Source organism: Microbacterium sp. LWH10-1.2 (assembly GCF_038397765.1).
GTDB lineage: Bacteria > Actinomycetota > Actinomycetes > Actinomycetales > Microbacteriaceae > Microbacterium > Microbacterium natoriense.
In genome coordinates, this window is record NZ_CP151638.1 from 431,017 (window position 1) to 449,513 (window position 18,497).

General features: G+C 70.1%; 17 protein-coding genes. 14 read left to right on the top strand and 3 right to left on the bottom strand.

From position 1 onward, the window contains the following. The first annotated feature begins 70 nt into the window (after positions 1 to 70). The 5 genes from MRBLWH10_RS01960 to MRBLWH10_RS01980 all read left to right on the top strand — a co-directional run bounded on the left by MRBLWH10_RS01960 (position 71) and on the right by MRBLWH10_RS01980 (position 5,153). Positions 71 to 1,177 carry an ABC transporter substrate-binding protein gene (locus tag MRBLWH10_RS01960; protein ID WP_341941442.1) on the top strand — a complete coding sequence of 369 codons (1,107 nt, stop codon included), beginning with the start codon at positions 71 to 73 and terminating at the stop codon, positions 1,175 to 1,177. Next, positions 1,177 to 1,974, top strand: a complete 798-nt coding sequence (locus MRBLWH10_RS01965) for an ABC transporter ATP-binding protein (protein ID WP_105673613.1) — start codon at positions 1,177 to 1,179, stop codon at positions 1,972 to 1,974. Before MRBLWH10_RS01960 ends, MRBLWH10_RS01965 begins: the two co-directional genes overlap by 1 nt. Continuing rightward, complete coding sequence (locus tag MRBLWH10_RS01970) at positions 1,967 to 2,815, top strand: ABC transporter permease (RefSeq protein ID WP_341941443.1); 849 nt, start codon at positions 1,967 to 1,969, stop codon at positions 2,813 to 2,815. Before MRBLWH10_RS01965 ends, MRBLWH10_RS01970 begins: the two co-directional genes overlap by 8 nt. A 93-nt stretch (positions 2,816 to 2,908) precedes the next feature. After that, complete coding sequence (locus MRBLWH10_RS01975) at positions 2,909 to 4,276, top strand: NtaA/DmoA family FMN-dependent monooxygenase (RefSeq protein WP_341941444.1); 1,368 nt, start codon at positions 2,909 to 2,911, stop codon at positions 4,274 to 4,276. Continuing rightward, the gene (locus tag MRBLWH10_RS01980) at positions 4,269 to 5,153 is read left to right on the top strand and encodes a ribokinase (protein WP_341941445.1); all 885 of its coding nucleotides are present in this window, start codon (positions 4,269 to 4,271) and stop codon (positions 5,151 to 5,153) included. Before MRBLWH10_RS01975 ends, MRBLWH10_RS01980 begins: the two co-directional genes overlap by 8 nt. 29 nt (positions 5,154 to 5,182) lie before the next feature. On the opposite strand, the gene MRBLWH10_RS01985 is transcribed toward MRBLWH10_RS01980, so the two are convergent. Then, complete coding sequence (locus tag MRBLWH10_RS01985) at positions 5,183 to 5,770, bottom strand: PadR family transcriptional regulator (protein ID WP_341941446.1); 588 nt, start codon at positions 5,768 to 5,770, stop codon at positions 5,183 to 5,185. 104 nt (positions 5,771 to 5,874) lie between these two features. Between MRBLWH10_RS01985 and MRBLWH10_RS01990 the strand changes: the two genes are divergently transcribed. Both MRBLWH10_RS01990 and MRBLWH10_RS01995 read left to right on the top strand, forming a co-directional pair. Continuing rightward, complete coding sequence (locus tag MRBLWH10_RS01990) at positions 5,875 to 6,387, top strand: flavin reductase family protein (protein WP_341941447.1); 513 nt, start codon at positions 5,875 to 5,877, stop codon at positions 6,385 to 6,387. Then, entirely contained in the window at positions 6,384 to 6,779 is a 396-nt protein-coding gene (locus MRBLWH10_RS01995; RefSeq protein WP_341941448.1) for a riboflavin kinase, read from the top strand. The genes MRBLWH10_RS01990 and MRBLWH10_RS01995 overlap by 4 nt, the downstream gene beginning before the upstream one ends. A gap of 20 nt (positions 6,780 to 6,799) precedes the next feature. Here the strand turns inward: MRBLWH10_RS01995 and MRBLWH10_RS02000 are convergent, their stop codons facing one another. Further along, positions 6,800 to 7,357: a TetR/AcrR family transcriptional regulator gene (locus tag MRBLWH10_RS02000; RefSeq protein WP_341941449.1), complete on the bottom strand. Its 558-nt coding sequence runs from the start codon at positions 7,355 to 7,357 to the stop codon at positions 6,800 to 6,802. A 55-nt stretch (positions 7,358 to 7,412) separates the two neighbouring features. Here MRBLWH10_RS02000 and MRBLWH10_RS02005 point away from each other — a divergent pair, with 55 nt between their 5' ends. Beyond that, positions 7,413 to 8,117, top strand: a complete 705-nt coding sequence (locus MRBLWH10_RS02005; RefSeq protein ID WP_341941450.1) for an MBL fold metallo-hydrolase — start codon at positions 7,413 to 7,415, stop codon at positions 8,115 to 8,117. A gap of 2 nt (positions 8,118 to 8,119) precedes the next feature. Here the strand turns inward: MRBLWH10_RS02005 and MRBLWH10_RS02010 are convergent, their stop codons facing one another. Further along, positions 8,120 to 9,631, bottom strand: a complete 1,512-nt coding sequence (locus tag MRBLWH10_RS02010) for a PucR family transcriptional regulator ligand-binding domain-containing protein (RefSeq protein ID WP_341941451.1) — start codon at positions 9,629 to 9,631, stop codon at positions 8,120 to 8,122. 94 nt (positions 9,632 to 9,725) lie between these two features. Between MRBLWH10_RS02010 and gabT the strand changes: the two genes are divergently transcribed. From gabT to MRBLWH10_RS02040, 6 genes are all read left to right on the top strand, one after another. Next, positions 9,726 to 11,093 carry a 4-aminobutyrate--2-oxoglutarate transaminase gene (gene gabT, locus MRBLWH10_RS02015; RefSeq protein WP_105673593.1) on the top strand — a complete coding sequence of 456 codons (1,368 nt, stop codon included), beginning with the start codon at positions 9,726 to 9,728 and terminating at the stop codon, positions 11,091 to 11,093. Positions 11,094 to 11,238: 145 nt separating this feature from the next. After that, positions 11,239 to 12,603, top strand: a complete 1,365-nt coding sequence (locus MRBLWH10_RS02020) for an NAD(P)/FAD-dependent oxidoreductase (protein ID WP_105673591.1) — start codon at positions 11,239 to 11,241, stop codon at positions 12,601 to 12,603. Further along, on the top strand, positions 12,603 to 13,481 hold the full coding sequence (locus MRBLWH10_RS02025) for a universal stress protein (protein WP_105673589.1): 879 nt from the start codon (positions 12,603 to 12,605) through the stop codon (positions 13,479 to 13,481). The genes MRBLWH10_RS02020 and MRBLWH10_RS02025 overlap by 1 nt, the downstream gene beginning before the upstream one ends. Before the next feature lie 3 nt (positions 13,482 to 13,484). After that, a complete protein-coding gene (locus MRBLWH10_RS02030; RefSeq protein WP_341941452.1) occupies positions 13,485 to 15,095 on the top strand; it encodes an APC family permease in 1,611 nt (536 codons plus the stop codon). 35 nt (positions 15,096 to 15,130) lie between these two features. Further along, on the top strand, positions 15,131 to 16,597 hold the full coding sequence (locus MRBLWH10_RS02035) for an NAD-dependent succinate-semialdehyde dehydrogenase (RefSeq protein ID WP_341941453.1): 1,467 nt from the start codon (positions 15,131 to 15,133) through the stop codon (positions 16,595 to 16,597). Between the two features lie 25 nt (positions 16,598 to 16,622). Continuing rightward, a complete protein-coding gene (locus MRBLWH10_RS02040; RefSeq protein WP_341941454.1) occupies positions 16,623 to 17,987 on the top strand; it encodes an NAD-dependent succinate-semialdehyde dehydrogenase in 1,365 nt (454 codons plus the stop codon). Positions 17,988 to 18,497: the final 510 nt, after the last annotated feature.

Sequence of the window (18,497 nt, forward strand, 5' to 3'; positions counted from 1 at the left end):
TTGCTTAGTCAATCTTGACTATGTTACTTTCGACGAGCCATCAACGACGAACGGCCGAGAAGGGACCCTCATGGCTACTTCCCCCGCGGAAACCCGAATCCGCATCGCTGCCACCCTGACGTGCGTTCTCGCTGCCACGCTCACCCTCGGAGCATGCTCCGCACAGAGCCCCGGCAGCGGAACCGCCCCCGCAGACGCAGCTGTCGATGCCGACAGCTGCCAGCGGAATCAGGATGCCGGCACCATCACCTACATCTCCGGCTACGGCTACTCGGCCAGCGCCGGTCAGCTCGACGTGTTCCTCGCGAAGGAGCTCGGCTACTTCGACGACCTCTGCCTCGACGTCGAGATCAACGCCTCCGGAGCGAACGGGCAGCAGCTCGTGGCATCGGGGCAGGCGCAGTTCACCGCGCTCGGCTCGGCATCCGACGTCATGCTCGCCGCCGCCAACAGCAAGAACCTCACGGCGGTGGCCACCTACGGAACCACCTCTCCCTTCTCGATCTTCGGCAACGAGAAGCTCACGAGCCTGAAGGATCTGGAGGGCGGGTCGCTGGGCTACTTCATCAACCTCACCCCGATCGCCTCCGCCATGCTCGACAACGCCGGCGTCGACGTCTCGAAGGTCGAGATGGTCAAGATGACCAACTACGACCCCACCGTCGTCGTGCGGGAGCAGGTCGACGCGATCGTCGGCTACGCCTCCAACCAGCCGGAGTCGCTCAAGGCTCAGGACCTCCCGTTCAGCGAGTTCCTCCCCGCCGACGAGGGCGTCGAGGGCACCTACAACGTGATGGAGGTCAACTCGCGCTTCCTCTCCGAGCACCGCGAGGTCGCCGCCGACTTCATGCGCGCCAGCCTCAAGGCCCTGCAGTACTGCCTCGACGAGTCGGACGCGTGCATCGACACCCTCGCGAAGCTCGCCGAGGACAACAACCAGGGCGCCGCGTTCCCGCGCGACCAGCTCGCCCGCACCTGGGCCGTCGAGTCGGAGCGGGTGCGCACCAGCACCGGCGGTCACCCCGGCGTGCAGACCGAGGCCATGTGGAAGCCCGAGTACGCGCTCGTCGAGAAGTACGGTGACGTCAAGGGCCTGCCGAAGATCGCCGACATGATGGACGTCGACCTGGTGGCCGACCTCTACGACGGCGACGAGCTGATCTGGCCGGCGAAGTGATGGCCGCCTCGCAGGGAGCGGGCGTCGAGGTCACCGGCGTCACCAAGACCTTCGGAGTGGACGGGGCGCGGGTGACCGTGCTCGACGACGTCAGCCTCACCATCGGCATGGGCGAGTTCGTCTCCGTGATCGGACCGAGCGGATGCGGCAAGTCGACGCTCCTCAAGGTGGTCGCCGGTCTCATCGACGCGGACTCCGGAACCGTCACGATCGACGGGGAGAGCGTGAGTTCGGCATCCCGCGACAAGAAGATCGGGCTGGTGCCGCAGTCTCCCGCCCTGCTGCCGTGGAAGACCGTGCGCGAGAACGTCGAGCTGCCGCTGCGGATCAACCGCGGCGCCAACGGAGGGCGCGCGCTGCGCGACCCCGAGGAGCTGCTGTCGACGTTCGGTCTCGGAAAGGCGATGTCGAAGTACCCCGGTCAGCTCTCCGGAGGCATGCAGCAGCGCGCCGCCATCGCCAGGGCCTTCGTGTTCGACCCGGCCATCATGCTGATGGACGAGCCGTTCTCGGCCCTCGACGAGATGAACCGCGACCTGCAGCGGATCGCCCTGCTGGAGTTCTGGCAGTCGAACCGCAAGGCCGTCATGTTCGTGACCCACTCGGTGCCGGAGGCGATCATGCTCTCGGACCGCATCGTGGTGATGGCCGCCCACCCCGGCCGCATCGCGCAGGTGATCGACGTGAACCTGCCGCGCCCCCGCACCGAGGAGGCGTACGCGACGGACGAGTTCCGCGAACTGGAAGGCATCGTGCGCGGTGCGCTGCGCGCGCAGACGGAGAAGGCCCATGTCTGAGATGACGATCCGCGACACCACGGCGACCCTCGCCACCGCCCGCCTGCGGGAGACGCCGCGCCGCGGCATCCCCTCCTGGCTGCGGTGGGGAGCGTGGCTGCCCACCCTCATCACCTTCGCGATCGCGGCCACGCTGTGGCAGCTCGTCGCCTGGTCGAACCCCTACGTCCTCCCCGCGCTGCAGGACATCGGCGCCAGCCTCGCCGGGGACGCGGGCATGTACTGGTCGAACTTCCTCGTCACACTGCTGGAGGTCGTGGTCGGCGCATCCGCCGGCATCCTCGCCGGATTCCTGCTGGCCGTGGTGATGGCGGAGTTCCAGATCATCGAGAAGGCGGTGATGCCGCTCGTGATCATCGTGATGGTGACCCCGATCGTCGCCATCGCCCCCGCCCTGGTGGTGGCGTTCGGCTTCGGCATGGTGCCGAAGTTCATCGTCACCGGGCTCGTGGTGTTCTTCCCGATGCTGGTGAACTCGCTCGCCGGTCTCCGCGACGTCGACCAGCGCGCGCTCGACGTGTTCACGACGCTGCACGCCTCGCGGTGGGAGATCTTCCGCGAGCTGCGCCTCCCGGGGAGCATGCCGTACGTGTTCGCGGGGCTCCGCATCGCGCTCCCGCTCGCCGTCGTCGGCGCCGCGGTCGCGGAGTTCGTCGCCGCCGGTCAGCAGGCCGGTCTCGGCTCGCTCGTCACGACGTCGGCCGCGCAGGCCAACCTGCCGGTGACCTGGGCCAGCATCGCCCTGCTCTGCCTCCTCGGCGTCCTCCTGATCGTGCTCCTCGCGGTCGTGCGCAAGCGCGTCCTGTGGTGGAGCGACGGCGAGGTCACCGCGAAGGGCTGACGCCCGCGAACTCCGATCCGGGGGCGGATGCTCCGCTCCCGGGTTCCTCCGGCATGCCCGGAGACCCTCATCACCCACAAGGAAGGCACGCACATGACCGTCAAGCAGCTGCGCCTCGGCCTCTTCGAGAACGCCCAGGCGAACGACTCCGGAACCGCGACCTGGCGTCACCCCGCCAACGGGCGCTATCTCTTCGACACGCTCGACTACTGGCGCGACACCGCGCGCATGGCGGAGGACGCCGGCTTCGACTTCCTCTTCCTCGCCGATGCGTGGGGGTGGGCTGACGTCGCAGGGGAGCGCCCCGACATCTGCTCGGTGGAGGGACTCGACCTGCCCCGCCTGGATCCCGCGATCATCCTCGGGGCGCTGATCCCCGAGACCACCCGGCTCGGGCTCGTCGCCACCGGTTCGACGCTGCTCGAGCCGCCGTACTCGTTCGCGCGCAGGATGGCGACGCTCGACATCCTGTCCGGCGGGCGCATCGGCTGGAACGTGGTGACCACCGGCACCGCCGACACGGCCGTGCAGGGGTTCGGCGTGCCGATGGTCGGGCACGACGAGCGCTACCTCATGGCGGACGACTTCATGCAGGTCGTCTACAAGCTGTGGGAGCAGGCGTGGGATGAGGGCGCGCTGGAACGCGACAAGTCCGGCCGCTTCGCCGATCCGTCGAAGGTGCACCGCATCGCGCACGACGGCCCGTACTTCCGCTCGCACGGCTACGGCAACACCTCGCGCTCGCCGCAGGGCACCCCCGTGCTGTTCCAGGCCGGGGCATCGCCCGCCGGTCGCGAGTTCGGCGGCAAGCACGGCGAGGCGATCTTCGTCGGCGCCGGCAGCGTCGAGCAGCTCCGCGCCCACTCCGTCGCGATCCGCGAGGAGGCCGTGAAGAACGGCCGCGCGGCGCACGAGGTGAAGATCATGTCGGCCTTCGCCGCCGTCGTCGGAAGCACCGAGGAGGAGGCGCGGCGCACCTACGCAGAGGTCGCCGACGCGCAGAACCCCGAGGTCACGGTCGCCTCCTACGCGTGGTTCACGGGCCTCGACCTGTCGTCGTACGCGCCGGAGACGCCGATGGCGGAGCTGAGCACCGAGCTGTCGCAGACCCAGGTCGCGCGCTTCGCCGACAAGACCGTCGGAGACGTGCTGGGCGACTGGCACGCGCACGGCGTCGGAGCGCGGCCGATCGTGGGCACGCCCGAGCAGATCGCCGACCGCATGATCGAGCTCGCCGAGGGGGCCGATCTCGACGGCTTCCTCTTCTCGCCGGTGATCCCGCCCGCCTCCACCGCGGACTTCATCGAGCACGTGCTGCCGATCCTCAAGGAGCGCGGCGCGATCGCGGAGCCCTCGAGCGAGCCGCAGTCGCTGCGCGAGCGGCTGATGGGCACGTCGAGTCCTGCTCTGGCGGAGTCGCACACCGGGTCGTCGTACCGGGGGGCCCTCTCGCGTGTCTGAGAGCCTCTCCGGCGTCGCCGTGGTGGGGAGCGCGAACCTCGACCTCGTGGTCGAGGTGGCGCGCCCCCCGCTCGTCGGCGAGACGCTGCTCGGACGAGCGGCCGGCCGCTTCTCCGGAGGCAAGGGCCTCAATCAGGCGGTCGCCGCGGCCCGCAGCGGCGCGGACGTCCGCTTCTGCGGGTCGGTCGGCGCCGACGAGGCGGGAGACCTGCTGCGACGGACGCTCGTGGACGCGGGCGTGGCAGCGGGCCTCCGGAGGACGGATGCCGTCCCCACCGGCGTCGCGCACATCCTGGCCCTGCCTGACGGCGACAACAGCATCGTGGTCGCCGCCGGTGCGAACGAGGAGCTCACCGCCGAGGACGCCGTGTCCGGCGTCGCCGGGGCCGCCGTGGTGCTCGCCCAGCTCGAGGTGCCGCCGGAGACCGTCGACGCGGCGCTGCGGGCCGGGCGGGACGCCGGTGCGCGGACGCTCCTGAACGCGGCCCCGGCGGCGGAGTCCGCACTCACGCTCCTGGCCCTCGTCGACGTCCTCATCGTCAACGAGACCGAATGCGCGGAGCTCGGCGGCGCGGATCGACTGCACGCGGCGGGCGCCGAGACCATCGTGCTCACGCGCGGCGGCGACGGGGTCGAGCTGCACAGAGCGGGGGAGCCCGTGCTGCGCATCCCGGCGTTCCCCATCGACCCCGTCGACACGACCGGAGCCGGTGACGCGTTCTGCGGAGCGCTCGCCGCGGCGCTCGCCGCCGGCGTCGCCATCGAGGAGGCCCTGCTCACGGCATCCGCTGCCGGGGCGATCGTGGCGCTGCACCGCGGCGCGAACACCACCGCGCTCGCTCCGGCGGCTCTGGCCGCTCTCGTCGCGACGCGCTGAGCGCCGCGCGCTCAGCGCCGAGGTGTGGGCTAGTCCGCTGCGGCCGCCGCGGGCTCCTCGCCGGCGAACACGTACTCGCCCTGCCGGAGGCGGTCGAGGAGATCGAGCAGCCACTGCTTCTCTGCGGTGAGCCGGGCGGTGGAGAGGTCGAAGATCTCTCGGACGTACTTCGGCGTCGTCTCCGAGCGGAGCGTGTCCTGCACGTCGAAGCCGTTGGCGGTGATGATGGCATCGCTCTTGATGAGGCGGTGCTCGAGGCCCGCGATGACCTCCTGGCGGCTCAGCACGAACATGAACGAGGCGATCGTCATGATCGCCTGGGTGTCGAACGGAGCGACGTTCCAGAGGTTCTCGCGCAGCATCCGCTGCAGCTCCACCTCCCCGGCCGGGGTGATGCGGTAGGTGGTGCGAGCGGGGCGCTTGCCCTCGGTCTCGGTGCCGCTCTCGGCGACGTAGCCGTCGACCTCGAGGGCGCGCAGGGCGTTGTAGATCGAGCCGGGCTGGATGTGCGCCCACTCGTCGACGTGCCAGGTCATCAGCTCGCGTCGGAGGAAGTAGCCGTGCACGGGCTGGAACTGCTTCACGGCGCCGAGGACGACGAGGCGGGTGGTCGACATGCCCTCATGCTAACGGCTCGATCGTCGAGAATCGGCTTGTTTGCATGGTCAAAGTTACGTACAATCTGAACTAGTCAAAGTTGACTAAATGAAAGGAACCCGAAATGACGACTGCGGCGCCCGAAGTCCTTCCCCGCGATATCGCCCTGCGTCGGGCCTTCTCGATCTACCCGACCGGCGTCGTGGCGCTGGCGGCGGAGGTGGAAGGGCGTGCCGTCGGCATGGCGGTCAACTCGTTCACGTCGATCTCGCTGGAACCCGCGCTCGTGGCGATCAGCGCCGCGCGCACGTCGAAGACCTGGCCGGTGCTGCGGGCCGTGCCCGAGCTCGGCATGAGCGTCCTCGCCGCCCACCACGAGCCGCTGAGCCGCATGCTCTCCTCCCGCGAGGGTGACCGCTTCGGCCAGCACGGGTGGCGCGCGACCGACGGCGGCGCGATCCTCATCGAGGACGCGGCGCTCTGGTTGACCTGCCGCCTGCACAGCACCTTCGACGGCGGAGACCACGAGATCGCTCTGTACGAGATCGCCGACATCAGCGTGTTCGGCGAGGTCGAGCCGCTCGTGTTCCATCAGAGCCGCTACCGCACGATCGCGACCTCCGAGATCGGGGAGTGAACCCGCCGCACCCCCGGTCGATCGCAGGCGAGGTGATCCCCGGAGACGGCAGGGGGAGGGGGCTCGGCATCCCCACGGCGAACCTCTCCTGCGACGGCGCCGACCTGCCCGACGACGGCATCTACGCGGCCAGGGTGGGGATCGACGGCGCCGATCCGCGGATGCCGGCCACGGTCAGCGTCGGCACGAACCCCACGTTCGCGGGGGAGCGGCCCCGCAGGGTCGAGGTGCACGTGCACGACGTCGACCTCGACCTCTACGGGCGGCGCCTCGACGTCGTGCTGATCGCCTTCCTGCGGCCGACCCTGCGCTTCGCCGACGTGGCCGAGCTCGTCGCGCAGTCGGAGCGCGACATCGCCGGATGCCGGCGGGTGCTCGCCGGGCAGGACTGAGCGGATCCGTCCTGCCCGGGTCACGCCCCGATGCCGCGCAGCACGATCTCGAGGCCGTGCTCGAATGCGGTGTCGACGTCGCCGCCCTGGCGGAAGCCGCCGTTCTGCTCCATCGTGCTGAAGCCGTAGGCCCACGCCGTGAGGGTGCGCGCGGACGACAGCGGATCGTCGGGGGAGATGCGGCGCACCGTGTCGAGCAGCATGGTCATGAGCGGAGCGATCGTCTCGGGCGAGGGGGTCGCGAGCGGTGCGGGGGCGCAGAACAGCAGCGTGGTGATGTTCGGGGAGCGCGCGGCCAGTGCCCGCAGCGCGCGGGCGGCTCCGGCCAGCACGTCCCGCGGCTCGTCCGACGCCGCCGCGATGGCCGAGATCTCCTCGCCCAGTTCGGTCGCCGCGTCATCGGCGGCGAGGCGCAGCAGCTCGTGCCGGTTCGCCGCGCGCTTGTACAGGCTCGGCGCGCGGACGCCGACGGATGCCGCGACCGCGCTCATGGTGACGGCATCCAGTCCGTCGCGCTCGGCGATGGATCGGATGGCGGCGACGAGCTCGGGAGTGCTCACTCTCTGCGGTGCGGGCATGCCCCCAGCATATGGCTATTGACTGTAGCCATCAAGGCTATGTATCGTAGCCAACATGACCGCACAGCTGCTCCGCATCGGCGACGACATCATCGCCATCCACGCCGTCGTGACCGACGAGGGCGTGACGCTCATCGACGCCGGACTCTCCGGCGACCTCGGCATGCTCCGCGCCGCACTCCGCGACGCAGGGCGCTCGCTCTCCGACATCCGCGGCATCGTGCTGACCCACGGCGACGTCGACCACATCGGTATCGCCGAGCAGCTGCGCGCAGAGCACGGCATCCCGATCCACATCCTCGGCCTCGACGAGGACCTGGCGACGGGCCGCACGACCAAGAAGGTCAAGGCCGGGGAGTGGCGCCTCGGTCCGGTGCTGCGGTTCCTCTGGAGCACGCTGCGCCGAGGAGGTCTGCGCACGCAGCGTCCGCTCGAACTGCACGCCGTCTCCGACGGCGACGTGCTCGACCTCCCCGGGCGCCCAGAGTTCATCGCGACCCCCGGTCACACGCGGGGGTCGGCCGCGATCCGCGTGCCGGTCGTCGACGCGCTCTTCCTCGGCGACGCCATCACCACCCGCCACGTGCTCACGGGGGAGGGAGGGGCACGACTCGCCCCCTTCAGCGAGGACACCGCCGAGACCCGCCGCAGTCTGGAGAGGCTCAGGGACCTCCCCGAGACCCGCATCTTCCCCGGCCACGGCCCCGAGTTCACCGGCACGGCAGCGGCGCTGCTCGACGCCCTCGACGCGCGCGGCTGACCTCAGTCCCGCGCGGTCTGCAGCAGCGTCCACGCCTCCGCGCGGGCGGGGAAGGACCCCAGGTCGATTCCGAGCAGGACACCGGCCTGCGAGATCCGCGAACGCAGCGTGTGGCGGTGCACGCCCAGCGCGAGCGCCGCCGGCTCGGCGCGGGCGTCGTGCTCGAGCCACGTCCGCAGCGCGTGCTCCAGGTCGCTGCCCGTCGCCGCGTCGTGGTCGCGCAGCGGGGCGAGCCGGGACTCGGCGACCAGCCGCGCCTCGTCGGTCGCGAGGGCGCTGAGGATGCTCGACCCCACCGTGTCCGCGTAGCGGAAGGCGCCGACGTCGCCCTGCTGGCGCAGTGAGGTCAGGGCCTGCGCGTGCGCACGGGTGAACGCATCGTACGACTCCGGCTCGGAGACCCCGAGGCGGATGCCGAACCGCGAGGCCGCGTCGTCGAACAGGTGCTCGTCTCCGGCGGAGACGCACATCACGACCCCCTCGACGGACTCGGCGACGAAGGACGCCGTGCCGTGGTCTGCGCGGCGGCGCTCCCACCAGTCGACGAGAGGCCCCGCGGGGGCGTCGGAGGCCACGGCGACGACCATCGGCGCCTGCGGGACACCGCCGAGCACCCTCCTGGCGAGGGCCGGGTCGTCGGTCAGGAGCGATCCGAGGAGCTGCGTGTGCAGGCGTCTGCGGCTGCGGGCGAGCTGCTCGCTCTGCTCCATCGCGAGGCCGGCCATGGCGATCACCGACGTCACGACGGTGCGCGCCTCGGAGTCGATCGCATCGACGGCGAGGGCGATCACCCCGCGGAGCTGTCCGCCCCGCCCCACGGTGAACAGCATGAACGTCTGTCCGTCGATGCTCAGCGACTGGCCGGCCTCGAGGCCCCGCGTGAGCACCTCGACGACCTGCCCGCCGAGCCCGGAGAGCACCTCGGGCGAGATGCCCTCGCGTGGATGCGACAGCGTGAGCGCACCGGCGGCGTCGTACATTCCGACCCACGCATCGAGCCGGCGGCCGAGCTCGGCGATCGTCGCGTCGAGTCCGTGCGGGCGCAGCGCGGCCAGGGCCAGCGCCCGCTGCGTGTCGAGGGCCCACGAGCGGCGCGCGTACGCCTGGGCGGCGATCGCCTCGGAGTGCGCCCGCGCGACCGCGATGAACGGGGTGCGGTACGGGACCTCGAACAGCGGCATCCCTCGTGCGGCGCACGCCGCGATCAGCTCCTCGGGGATGCCGGCCCTGTGCACCTCGGTGCCGAAGCCGAGGCCGAGCACGCCGCGGTCGGAGAGCCGACCCACATAGGTGTCGATGCTCGCCTCGTCGTCGAACTGCGTCCCCGTGGTCAGGAGCGCCAGGTCCTCGGAGAGGAACGGCGTGGGATCGGCGAGATCGGAGCTGTGGACCCAGCGCAGCGGGCGGTCGAGCGCGCCCTCCGGCAACGCTTCCTCCGCGGACACCAGGGCCAGCCCCAGGTCACGGCGGGCGAGCAGCGCGCGCAGCGCGGGGTGCTCTGTTGTGGTGGGCACGGCGCTCCTTCGATGTACACTCCGGAGAATCTTCTCCACAGATTGTACAGTTCGGCGAATGCAGCGGCATCCGGACCCGGAATACGCTCGCGGCATGGCACTCCTCGACACCGCAGCTGTAGCAGTTCCCCTCGGCGGACCCGAGCTCCCCCAGGAGCGTCGCCTCGTCACCGAGCTCCCCGGCCCCCGCTCCGCCGAGATCCTCGCCCGCAAGGCGGATGCCGTGGCGGCGGGCGTCGGACACACCGTTCCGGTCGCGGCCGTCGCCGCAGGCGGAGGCGTCGTCGTCGACGCCGACGGCAACTCGCTCATCGACCTCGGCTCCGGCATCGCCGTGACCACCGTGGGCAACGCGCATCCGAAGGTGGCCGCAGCCGTCGCCGCCCAGGCGGCGCAGTTCACCCACACCTGCTTCATGGTCTCGCCCTACGAGTCGTACATCGGCGTCGCCGAGGCGCTCAACCGCATCACCCCCGGTGACTTCGCCAAGAAGAGCGCGCTGTTCAACTCGGGCGCGGAGGCCGTCGAGAACGCGATCAAGATCGCCCGCAAGCACACCGGCCGCCAGGCCGTCGTGGCCTTCGACCACGGCTACCACGGCCGCACCAACCTGACCATGGCGCTGACCGCCAAGTCGATGCCCTACAAGAGCGGCTTCGGACCGTTCGCGCCCGAGGTGTACCGCGCCACCGCGTCGTACCCCTTCCGCGACGGACTCAGCGGCGCAGAGGCTGCGGCCCGCGCGATCCTCCAGCTCGAGAAGCAGATCGGCGCAGAGAACCTCGCCGCCGTCATCATCGAGCCGATCCAGGGCGAGGGCGGCTTCATCGTCCCCGCCGACGGGTTCCTCCCCGCGATCGTCGACTGGTGCCGTGCCAACGGCGTCGTCTTCATCGCCGACGAGGTGCAGACCGGCTTCGCCCGCACCGGAGCCATGTTCGCCAGCGAGATCTTCGGCATCGAGCCCGACCTCATCACCACGGCCAAGGGCATCGCCGGCGGACTTCCGCTCGCCGCGGTCACCGGCCGGGCCGAGATCATGGACGCCTCGCACTCGGGTGGCCTCGGCGGCACCTACGGAGGCAACCCGATCGCGTGCGCCGCGGCGCTGGCCGCGATCGACGTGTTCGAGAACGACGGCATGATCGAGCGCGCTCGCGAGATCGGCGACATCCTGAAGGCCCGCCTCGCGGAGATCCAGCAGGGCGACGCCCGCGTCGGCGACATCCGCGGACACGGCGCGATGATCGCGGCGGAGTTCGTGAACCCCGAGACCAAGGCTCCGGATGCCGCTCTCACCGCGGCCGTCGCCAAGGCCTGCATCGCACAGGGCGTCATCGTCCTGACCTGCGGCACCTACGGCAACGTCATCCGCTTCCTCCCGCCGCTGTCCATCGGCGATGACCTTCTGAACGAGGGCATCGACGTCGTCGCAGCGGCGCTCGCGGCCCACCCTGCGTGAGACGGATCGCGCTCTCGCGCGGTCCAGGCGCACAACGGGTCGCGCTCTCGCGCGGCCCAGGCGCACAACAGACGTCCGGTCGCGACTCGTGTCGGGGGATTTCGAGTCGCGGCCGGCATAACCGTTCCAACGAAGGAGTTGCACCATGGCTGAGATCACCCGTGACGTACTGATCATCGGAGCAGGAGCCGCCGGCACCACCGCCGCGAACGACCTGCGCAAGGCCGGCCTCTCTGTGGCCGTGCTCGAGGCGCGCGACCGCATCGGCGGCCGTCTCTGGACCGACGTCATCGACGGCGCCATGCTCGAGATCGGCGGACAGTGGGTCTCTCCCGACCAGGATGCGCTGAAGGACACGATCGAGGAGCTGGGCCTCGAGACCTACAGCCGCTATCGCGAGGGTGACAGCGTGTACGTCGGCCCCGACGGCCAGGTGCACCGCTTCACGGGGGAGATGTTCCCCGTGTCGGCCGAGACCGAGAAGGTCATCGCCGAGATCACCGAGCGTCTCGACGCCATGGTCGCCGAGATCGACCCCGACCAGCCCTGGGCGCACCCCCGTGCCAAGGAGTGGGACTCGGTCACGTGGGACGCGTGGCTGCGCCAGCAGACCGACGATGACGAAGCCGTGCGCAACCTCGCCTTCGCCACCGGGTCCGCGATGCTCACCAAGCCGACGCACTCGTTCTCGCTGCTGCAGTCGCTGCTGATGGCGTCCTCCGCCGGCTCGTACTCCAACCTCGTCGACGCCGACTTCATCCTCGACAAGCGCGTCGTGGGCGGTCTCCAGCAGGTTCCGCTGCTGCTGGCAGAGCGTCTCGGCGACGACGTCTTCCTGAACCAGCCGGTGCGCACCCTCGAGTGGAGCGACTCCGGCGTCGTCGCGACCACCGACGAGCTCACCGTCAAGGCCCGCTATGCGATCCTCGCGTTCGCGCCGGTGCTCTACAACCGCATCTCCTTCGTGCCGGCGCTTCCGCGCCGCCAGCACCAGATGCACCAGCACATCTCCATGGGCTTCGTCATCAAGGTGCACGCGGTCTACGACCGTCCGTTCTGGCGCGAGCAGGGCCTGAGCGGCACGGCTTTCAGCCCCTACGAGCTGTCGCACGAGGCGTACGACAACACCAACCACGGCGACGAGCGCGGCACCCTGGTCGGCTTCGTCAGCGACCAGAACGCCGACGACCTCTTCACGCTCTCGGCTGAGGAGCGCAAGGAGCGCATCCTCGAGTCGCTGTCGCACTACTACGGCCCCGAGGCCAAGAACCCGGTCGTCTACTACGAGAGCGACTGGGGCACCGAGGAGTGGACCCGCGGCGCCTACGCCGCCAGCTTCGACATGGGCGGCCTGCACCGCTACGGCGCCGACCTCCGCGCGGCCGTCGGCCCCCTGCACTTCGCGTGCAGCGACATGGCCGGCGCCGGCTACCAGCACGTCGACGGGGCGATCCGCATGGGCCACCTCGCCGCGTCGAACATCGTGGCCGCGAGCCGCGACGCCGGCTGATGGCCGGAACCATCGTCGTCGGCTACACGGCGACGGACGCGGGAGCGGATGCCGCGGCTCTGGGCGCGCGCCTGGCGCGCAGCCTCGGCGCCTCCCTGCACCTGGTGATCGTGCTGCCCTCCGAGGGCACGCGCAGTCCCATCGTGCCGCCGGAGCGCGCCTACGAGGACCACATCCGCGCGCAGGCGAAGCAGTGGCTGTCGGAGGCCATCATGGCGCTCCCGCAGAACCTCACCCGCTCGGGGCACGTGCGATTCGGCGAGTCGTTCGCCGAGGGGCTCATCGCCGCCGGCGAGGAGTTCGGCGCTCGACTGATCGTCGTCGGAGCTGCGGGCGGAGGCCTCTTCGGGCGTCATCGTCTCGGCAGCGTCGCCTCCGAGCTGCTGCACTCGTCCACCATCCCGGTGGCGCTGGCACCCGCAGGCGCCGCACAGGAGGACGACCACGTCGTCCCGCGCGTGACGGTGGCCGTCGGCACCCGGCCGGGCGCCGAGGTCCTGCTCGACGAGGCGACGTCCATCGCCGCCGACACCGGCACCGACCTCCGCCTCGTCTCCCTGGTGCCCTTCGACGTGCCCCCGGGGCTCGACACGGGCGCGATCCGCCTGGTCGGCAACGCCCACGCGCACGACGTGCTCGCGGTCGCGAAGGAGATCCTGCCCGACGACCTCGGCGCCGTGATCGAAGAGGCCCCCGGCGACAGCGTCGAGGACGCGGTCGCGAACCTGTCCTGGCTGCCCGGCGAGGTCATCCTCGTCGGATCCTCACGGCTCGCGCAGCCGCGACGCCTGTTCCTCGGCTCCACGGCGGCGAAGATGCTGCACGTGCTGCCCGTTCCCATGATCGTCGTCCCGCGCACCCGCGCGGAAGGAGTGTGACCCATGAGCGAGTCGACGAAGCCTCTGCTCCCCACCGGCCCCGGATCCTCCGCATCCGGTGAGGCGGCGCCCGACGCCGAGCATCCGGTGACCGGCGGGATCTCGCGCAAGGGACTGAGCGTCGGAACCGTGGGCGTGATGGGCGCCCTGGTGATGGGCATCTCGTGCATCGCCCCGGCGTACACCTACACGGCCGGCATCGGCGGCGCAGTGGGCGCCGTCGGATTCCAGGTTCCGGCGATCCTGCTGCTCGGATTCATCCCGATGCTGCTCGTCGCCTTCGGGTACCGAGAGCTCAACAACGCCATGCCCGACTCCGGCACGAGCTTCACCTGGGCGACCAGGGCCTTCGGCCCGTACGTCGGCTGGATGGCCGGGTGGGGTCTGATCGTCGCGACGATCCTGGTGCTGTCCAATCTCGCCGGCATCGCCGTCGACTTCCTCTTCCTTCTGATCTCGCAGATCTCGGGCAACGAGGCCATCGCCGAGATCACCCGCAACCCGTTCGTGAACGTGGCCGTGTGCCTCATCTTCGTCGCTCTCGCCGCCTGGGTGTCGTACCGGGACGTCTCGACCTCGCAGAAGCTGCAGTACGGCCTCGTGGCGTTCCAGATCGTGATCCTCGTGGTGTTCGCCGTGATGGCGATCGTCCAGACCGTCCAGGGCGGTGCCTTCGAGCCGCACATGCCCGAGCTCTCCTGGTTCAACCCCTTCGCGATCCAGGGCGGCCTGTCGGTGATCGTGATGGGGCTCTCCGCATCCGTCTTCATGTTCTGGGGGTGGGACGTCACCCTCACGATGAACGAGGAGGCCAAGGATCCCGAGCGCACGCCCGGACGCGCGGCCATGCTCACGGTGCTCTCGATCATCGCGATCTACCTGCTGCTCACGGTCAGCAGCCTGATGTACTCCGGCATCGGCGACAAGGGCCTCGGGCTCATGAACGAGGAGATCGGCGGCAACGTGTTCTTCGCGCTGTCTGGTCCGGTGATGGGCGGCCTCGCGTTCCTGCTCTCGCTGGCCGTGCTCACCTCCTCGGCGTCGTCGCTGCAGTCGACGTTCATCTCGCCAGCCAGGACCCTGCTGGCGATGGGTCACTACGGGGCGGTGCCCCAGCGATTCGCCGGGGTCAACCCGCGGTTCTTCACGCCGGGATTCGCGACGATCGCGTCCGCCATCGTCGCGGGCGGGTTCTACGCCGTGATGCGCTTCCTCAGCGAGGATGCGCTGTGGGACACGATCCTCGCGCTGGGCATGATGATCTGCTTCTACTACGGCATCACCGCGCTGTCGTGCGTGTGGTACTTCCGTCACCAGTGGTTCGACTCGGGCAAGGACTTCTTCTTCAAGCTCGCGAGCCCCCTCGTCGGCGGAGTCATCCTGCTGGTGCTCTTCGTGGTCACCGCGATCGACAGCCTCGCGCCCGACTTCGGATCGATCGCCATCGGCGCCGATGCGAACGGCGAGGGCGGCATCGGCATCGTGTTCTTCATCGGCGTCGGCCTGCTCGTCTTCGGCGCCGTGCTGATGCTCGTCCAGCGGATCGTCAATCCCGAATTCTTCCGCGGCAAGACGCTGAGCGTGGACGCCCCGCCGAGCGCCCGTCGCCGCTGACACCCCTCTGCCCGCACCCCACAGAAAGAGAACCCATGAGCACTCAGACAGAGCAGGCGCTGCTCGACAGCATCCCCACCGGCCTCTTCATCGGCGGTCAGTGGATCGACGGCGAGACCGGAGGCACCTTCGACGTGCAGGATCCGGCCACCGGAGCGGTCATCCGCACCATCGCCGACGCGACGCCCGGCGACGGCATCCGCGCGCTCGATGCCGCCGTGGCGGCTCAGGAGTCGTGGGCGGCGACCGCGCCCCGCACCCGCAGCGACATCCTGCGCCGCGCGTTCGACCTCGTGCAGGAGCACAAGGAGGACCTGGCGCTGCTGATGACGCTCGAGATGGGCAAGCCGCTCGCCGAGGCCAGGGGAGAGGTCGCCTACGGCGGCGAGTTCCTGCGCTGGTTCAGCGAGGAGGCCGTGCGCATCAGCGGTCGTTACGGCATCAACCCGGAGGGCACCGGGAACATGGTCGTCTCGCAGCGCCCGGTCGGGCCCTCGTTCTTCGTGACGCCGTGGAACTTCCCGTTCGCGATGGCGACGCGCAAGATCGCGCCCGCTCTCGCCGCCGGCTGCACGGTCGTCATCAAGCCCCCGGCACTCACGCCGCTCACCACGATGTTCTTCACCTCGCTGCTCGAGAAGGCCGGTCTCCCGGCCGGTGTCGTGAACGTCGTGCAGACCTCGCGCTCGAGCGCGCTGTCGGCACCGATCATCGCCGACCCGCGTCTGCGGAAGCTGTCGTTCACCGGATCGACCGAGGTGGGTCGCAAGCTCATCGCCCAGGCCGCCGAGGGTGTGCTGCGCGTCTCGATGGAGCTCGGCGGCAACGCCCCGTTCGTCGTCTTCGACGACGCGGATCTGGACAAGGCCGTCGAGGGCGCCCTCGCGGCGAAGTTCCGCAACATCGGTCAGGCGTGCACGGCGGCCAACCGCTTCATCGTGCACAAGGACGTCGCCGCCGAGTTCGGCCGCCGGGTCACCGAGCGCGTCAATGCGATGAAGATCGGCCGGGGCACTGAGGAGGGCGTCGCGATCGGCCCGCTCATCGATGCGGATGCCGTCGCCAAGGCCGCCGAGCTCGTGGGCGACGCCGTCGACCGCGGCGCGACGTTGCTCGCCGGTGGCAAGGCGCTCGACGGCGCCGGCAGCTTCTACGAGCCCACCGTGCTCACCGACGTCGTCGCCGGCAGCGCGATCCTCCGTGAGGAGATCTTCGGCCCGGTCCTCGCGATCGCGACCTTCGAGACCGAGGAGGAGGCGGTCCGCCTCGCCAACGACACCGAGTACGGCCTGGTGTCGTACGTGTTCACCGAGAACCTGCAGCGCGGTCAGCGGATGATCGCCGACCTGGAGACGGGCATGATGGGCCTGAACGTCGGCGTGGTCTCCAACGCGGCCGCACCCTTCGGCGGCGTCAAGCAGTCCGGCGTCGGCCGCGAGGGCGGTCTCGAGGGCATCCACGAGTACCTGTCCACCAAGTACACGCTGATCCCGGTCTCCTGACCGGACGGCTCAGACGAGGAGAGAAATGGTCGACTACGCAGTCATCAACCCCGCCACCGGAGAGACGCTGGCGTCGTTCCCGACGCTGACGGACGCACAGGTCGAGGAGGCGCTCGCCGCCGCCGACAGCGCGCACCGGGAGTGGTCGCGCGGCACCACGGTCGCGGAGCGCGCTGCTCTGCTCCGTCGCGCCGCCGAGCTGCACCGCGAGCGTCGGGAGGAGCTGGCCGACATCTTCGTGCGCGAGATGGGCAAGCCCCGCGAGGCCGCGCTCGGAGAGGTCGACTTCGCCGCCGACATCGCCGAGTACTACGCCGACCAGGCCGAGGCGATCATGGCCGACCAGCCGATCGCGATCCTCGGCGACGGGTCCGCGCTCATCCGCCGTTCCTCCCTCGGTCCGCTCATCGGGATCATGCCGTGGAACTTCCCGGCGTACCAGATCGTGCGCTTCGCGGCGCCGAACCTGATCGTGGGCAACACGATCCTGCTGAAGCCCGCGCCGCAGTGCCCGGAGTCCTCGGCCGCTCTCGAGGCGATCTACCACGACGCGGGCTTCCCGAAGGGCGCGTACCAGAGCGTGCTCGCCACGAACGAGCAGATCGCGACGATGATCGCCGACCCGCGCGTGCAGGGCGTGTCGCTGACGGGTTCGGAGCGCGCCGGCGCGGCGGTCGCAGAGATCGCCGGACGCAACCTGAAGAAGGTGGCGCTGGAGCTCGGCGGGTCCGACCCGTTCATCGTGCTGTCGACGGACGACCTCGACGCGACCGTCGAGGCCGGCGTCGCCGCGCGTCTGGACAACAACGGTCAGGCCTGCAACGGCGCCAAGCGCTTCATCATCGTCGACGGCCTGTACGACGCCTTCGTGGAGAAGTTCACGGCGGCGATGGCCGCGGTCGAGGCGACCGATCCGACGCTCGACGACACGGTGCTCGGCCCCGTCGCCTCCGAGGTCGCGGCCGAGAACCTGCAGAAGCAGGTCGACCAGGCCGTGGAGCAGGGCGCGACCCTGCTCACCGGAGGAACCCGTGAGGGGGCGTTCTTCGCGCCGACCGTGCTGGCCGACGTCACGCCCGAGATGAACGTCTACCGCGAGGAGCTCTTCGGTCCGGCGGCCGTCGTCTACCGCGTCGCGGATGAGGACGCCGCCGTGGCGCTCGCGAACGACACCACGTTCGGCCTCGGCTCGTACGTCTTCACGACGGATGCCGAGCAGGCGGAGCGTGTGGCCGACAAGATCGAGGCGGGCATGGTCTACGTCAACCTCGTCCTCGCCGACAGTCCAGAGCTGCCCTTCGGCGGAGTCAAGCGCAGCGGCACCGCCCGCGAGCTGGGCCACCTCGCCGCGGACGAATTCGTCAACAAGAAGCTCATCCGCGTCGCCTGACCGGTGCGAGGAGGGGGTGGATGCCGGCATCCACCCCCTTTCTGCGTCTCTGCGTCTCTGCGTCTCTGCGTCTCTTGCCCCTGAGTCCTTTTGTCTTTGCGTGTCCCCGCGCACCCCGCGTCCTCTCTGAGGGGGCTCTTCTTCTCTGAGGGGCCGCAAATTGCGGCATCCGTGCCTGGCGATCCCGCAGTTCTTGACCTTTCGCGCTCCCGCCAGCGTGGCAGGAAGAGCGCGCCCAGGGTCGCGGATGGTGAGAGGCCGCAAAGTGCGGCCTTCGCGTGCCCGCACCCCGCAGTTCGTGGCCTCTCGCTTCTCGTCCACAGAAAGCGAAAGAGTGCGGAACGCGACGGATGCTGTGGAGAACCCGCAGGGCCATAGGAGACGCGACAGGCTCTGAGCATGCGCCCTTCCCCGCTCCCGCCCGGTACCCCCGTCGCGTTCACCGTGCCCGCTGCCCGCGCTCGCGGGATCAGTGTCGGACGTCTGCGCGCGAAAGACCTCTCGCGGCCC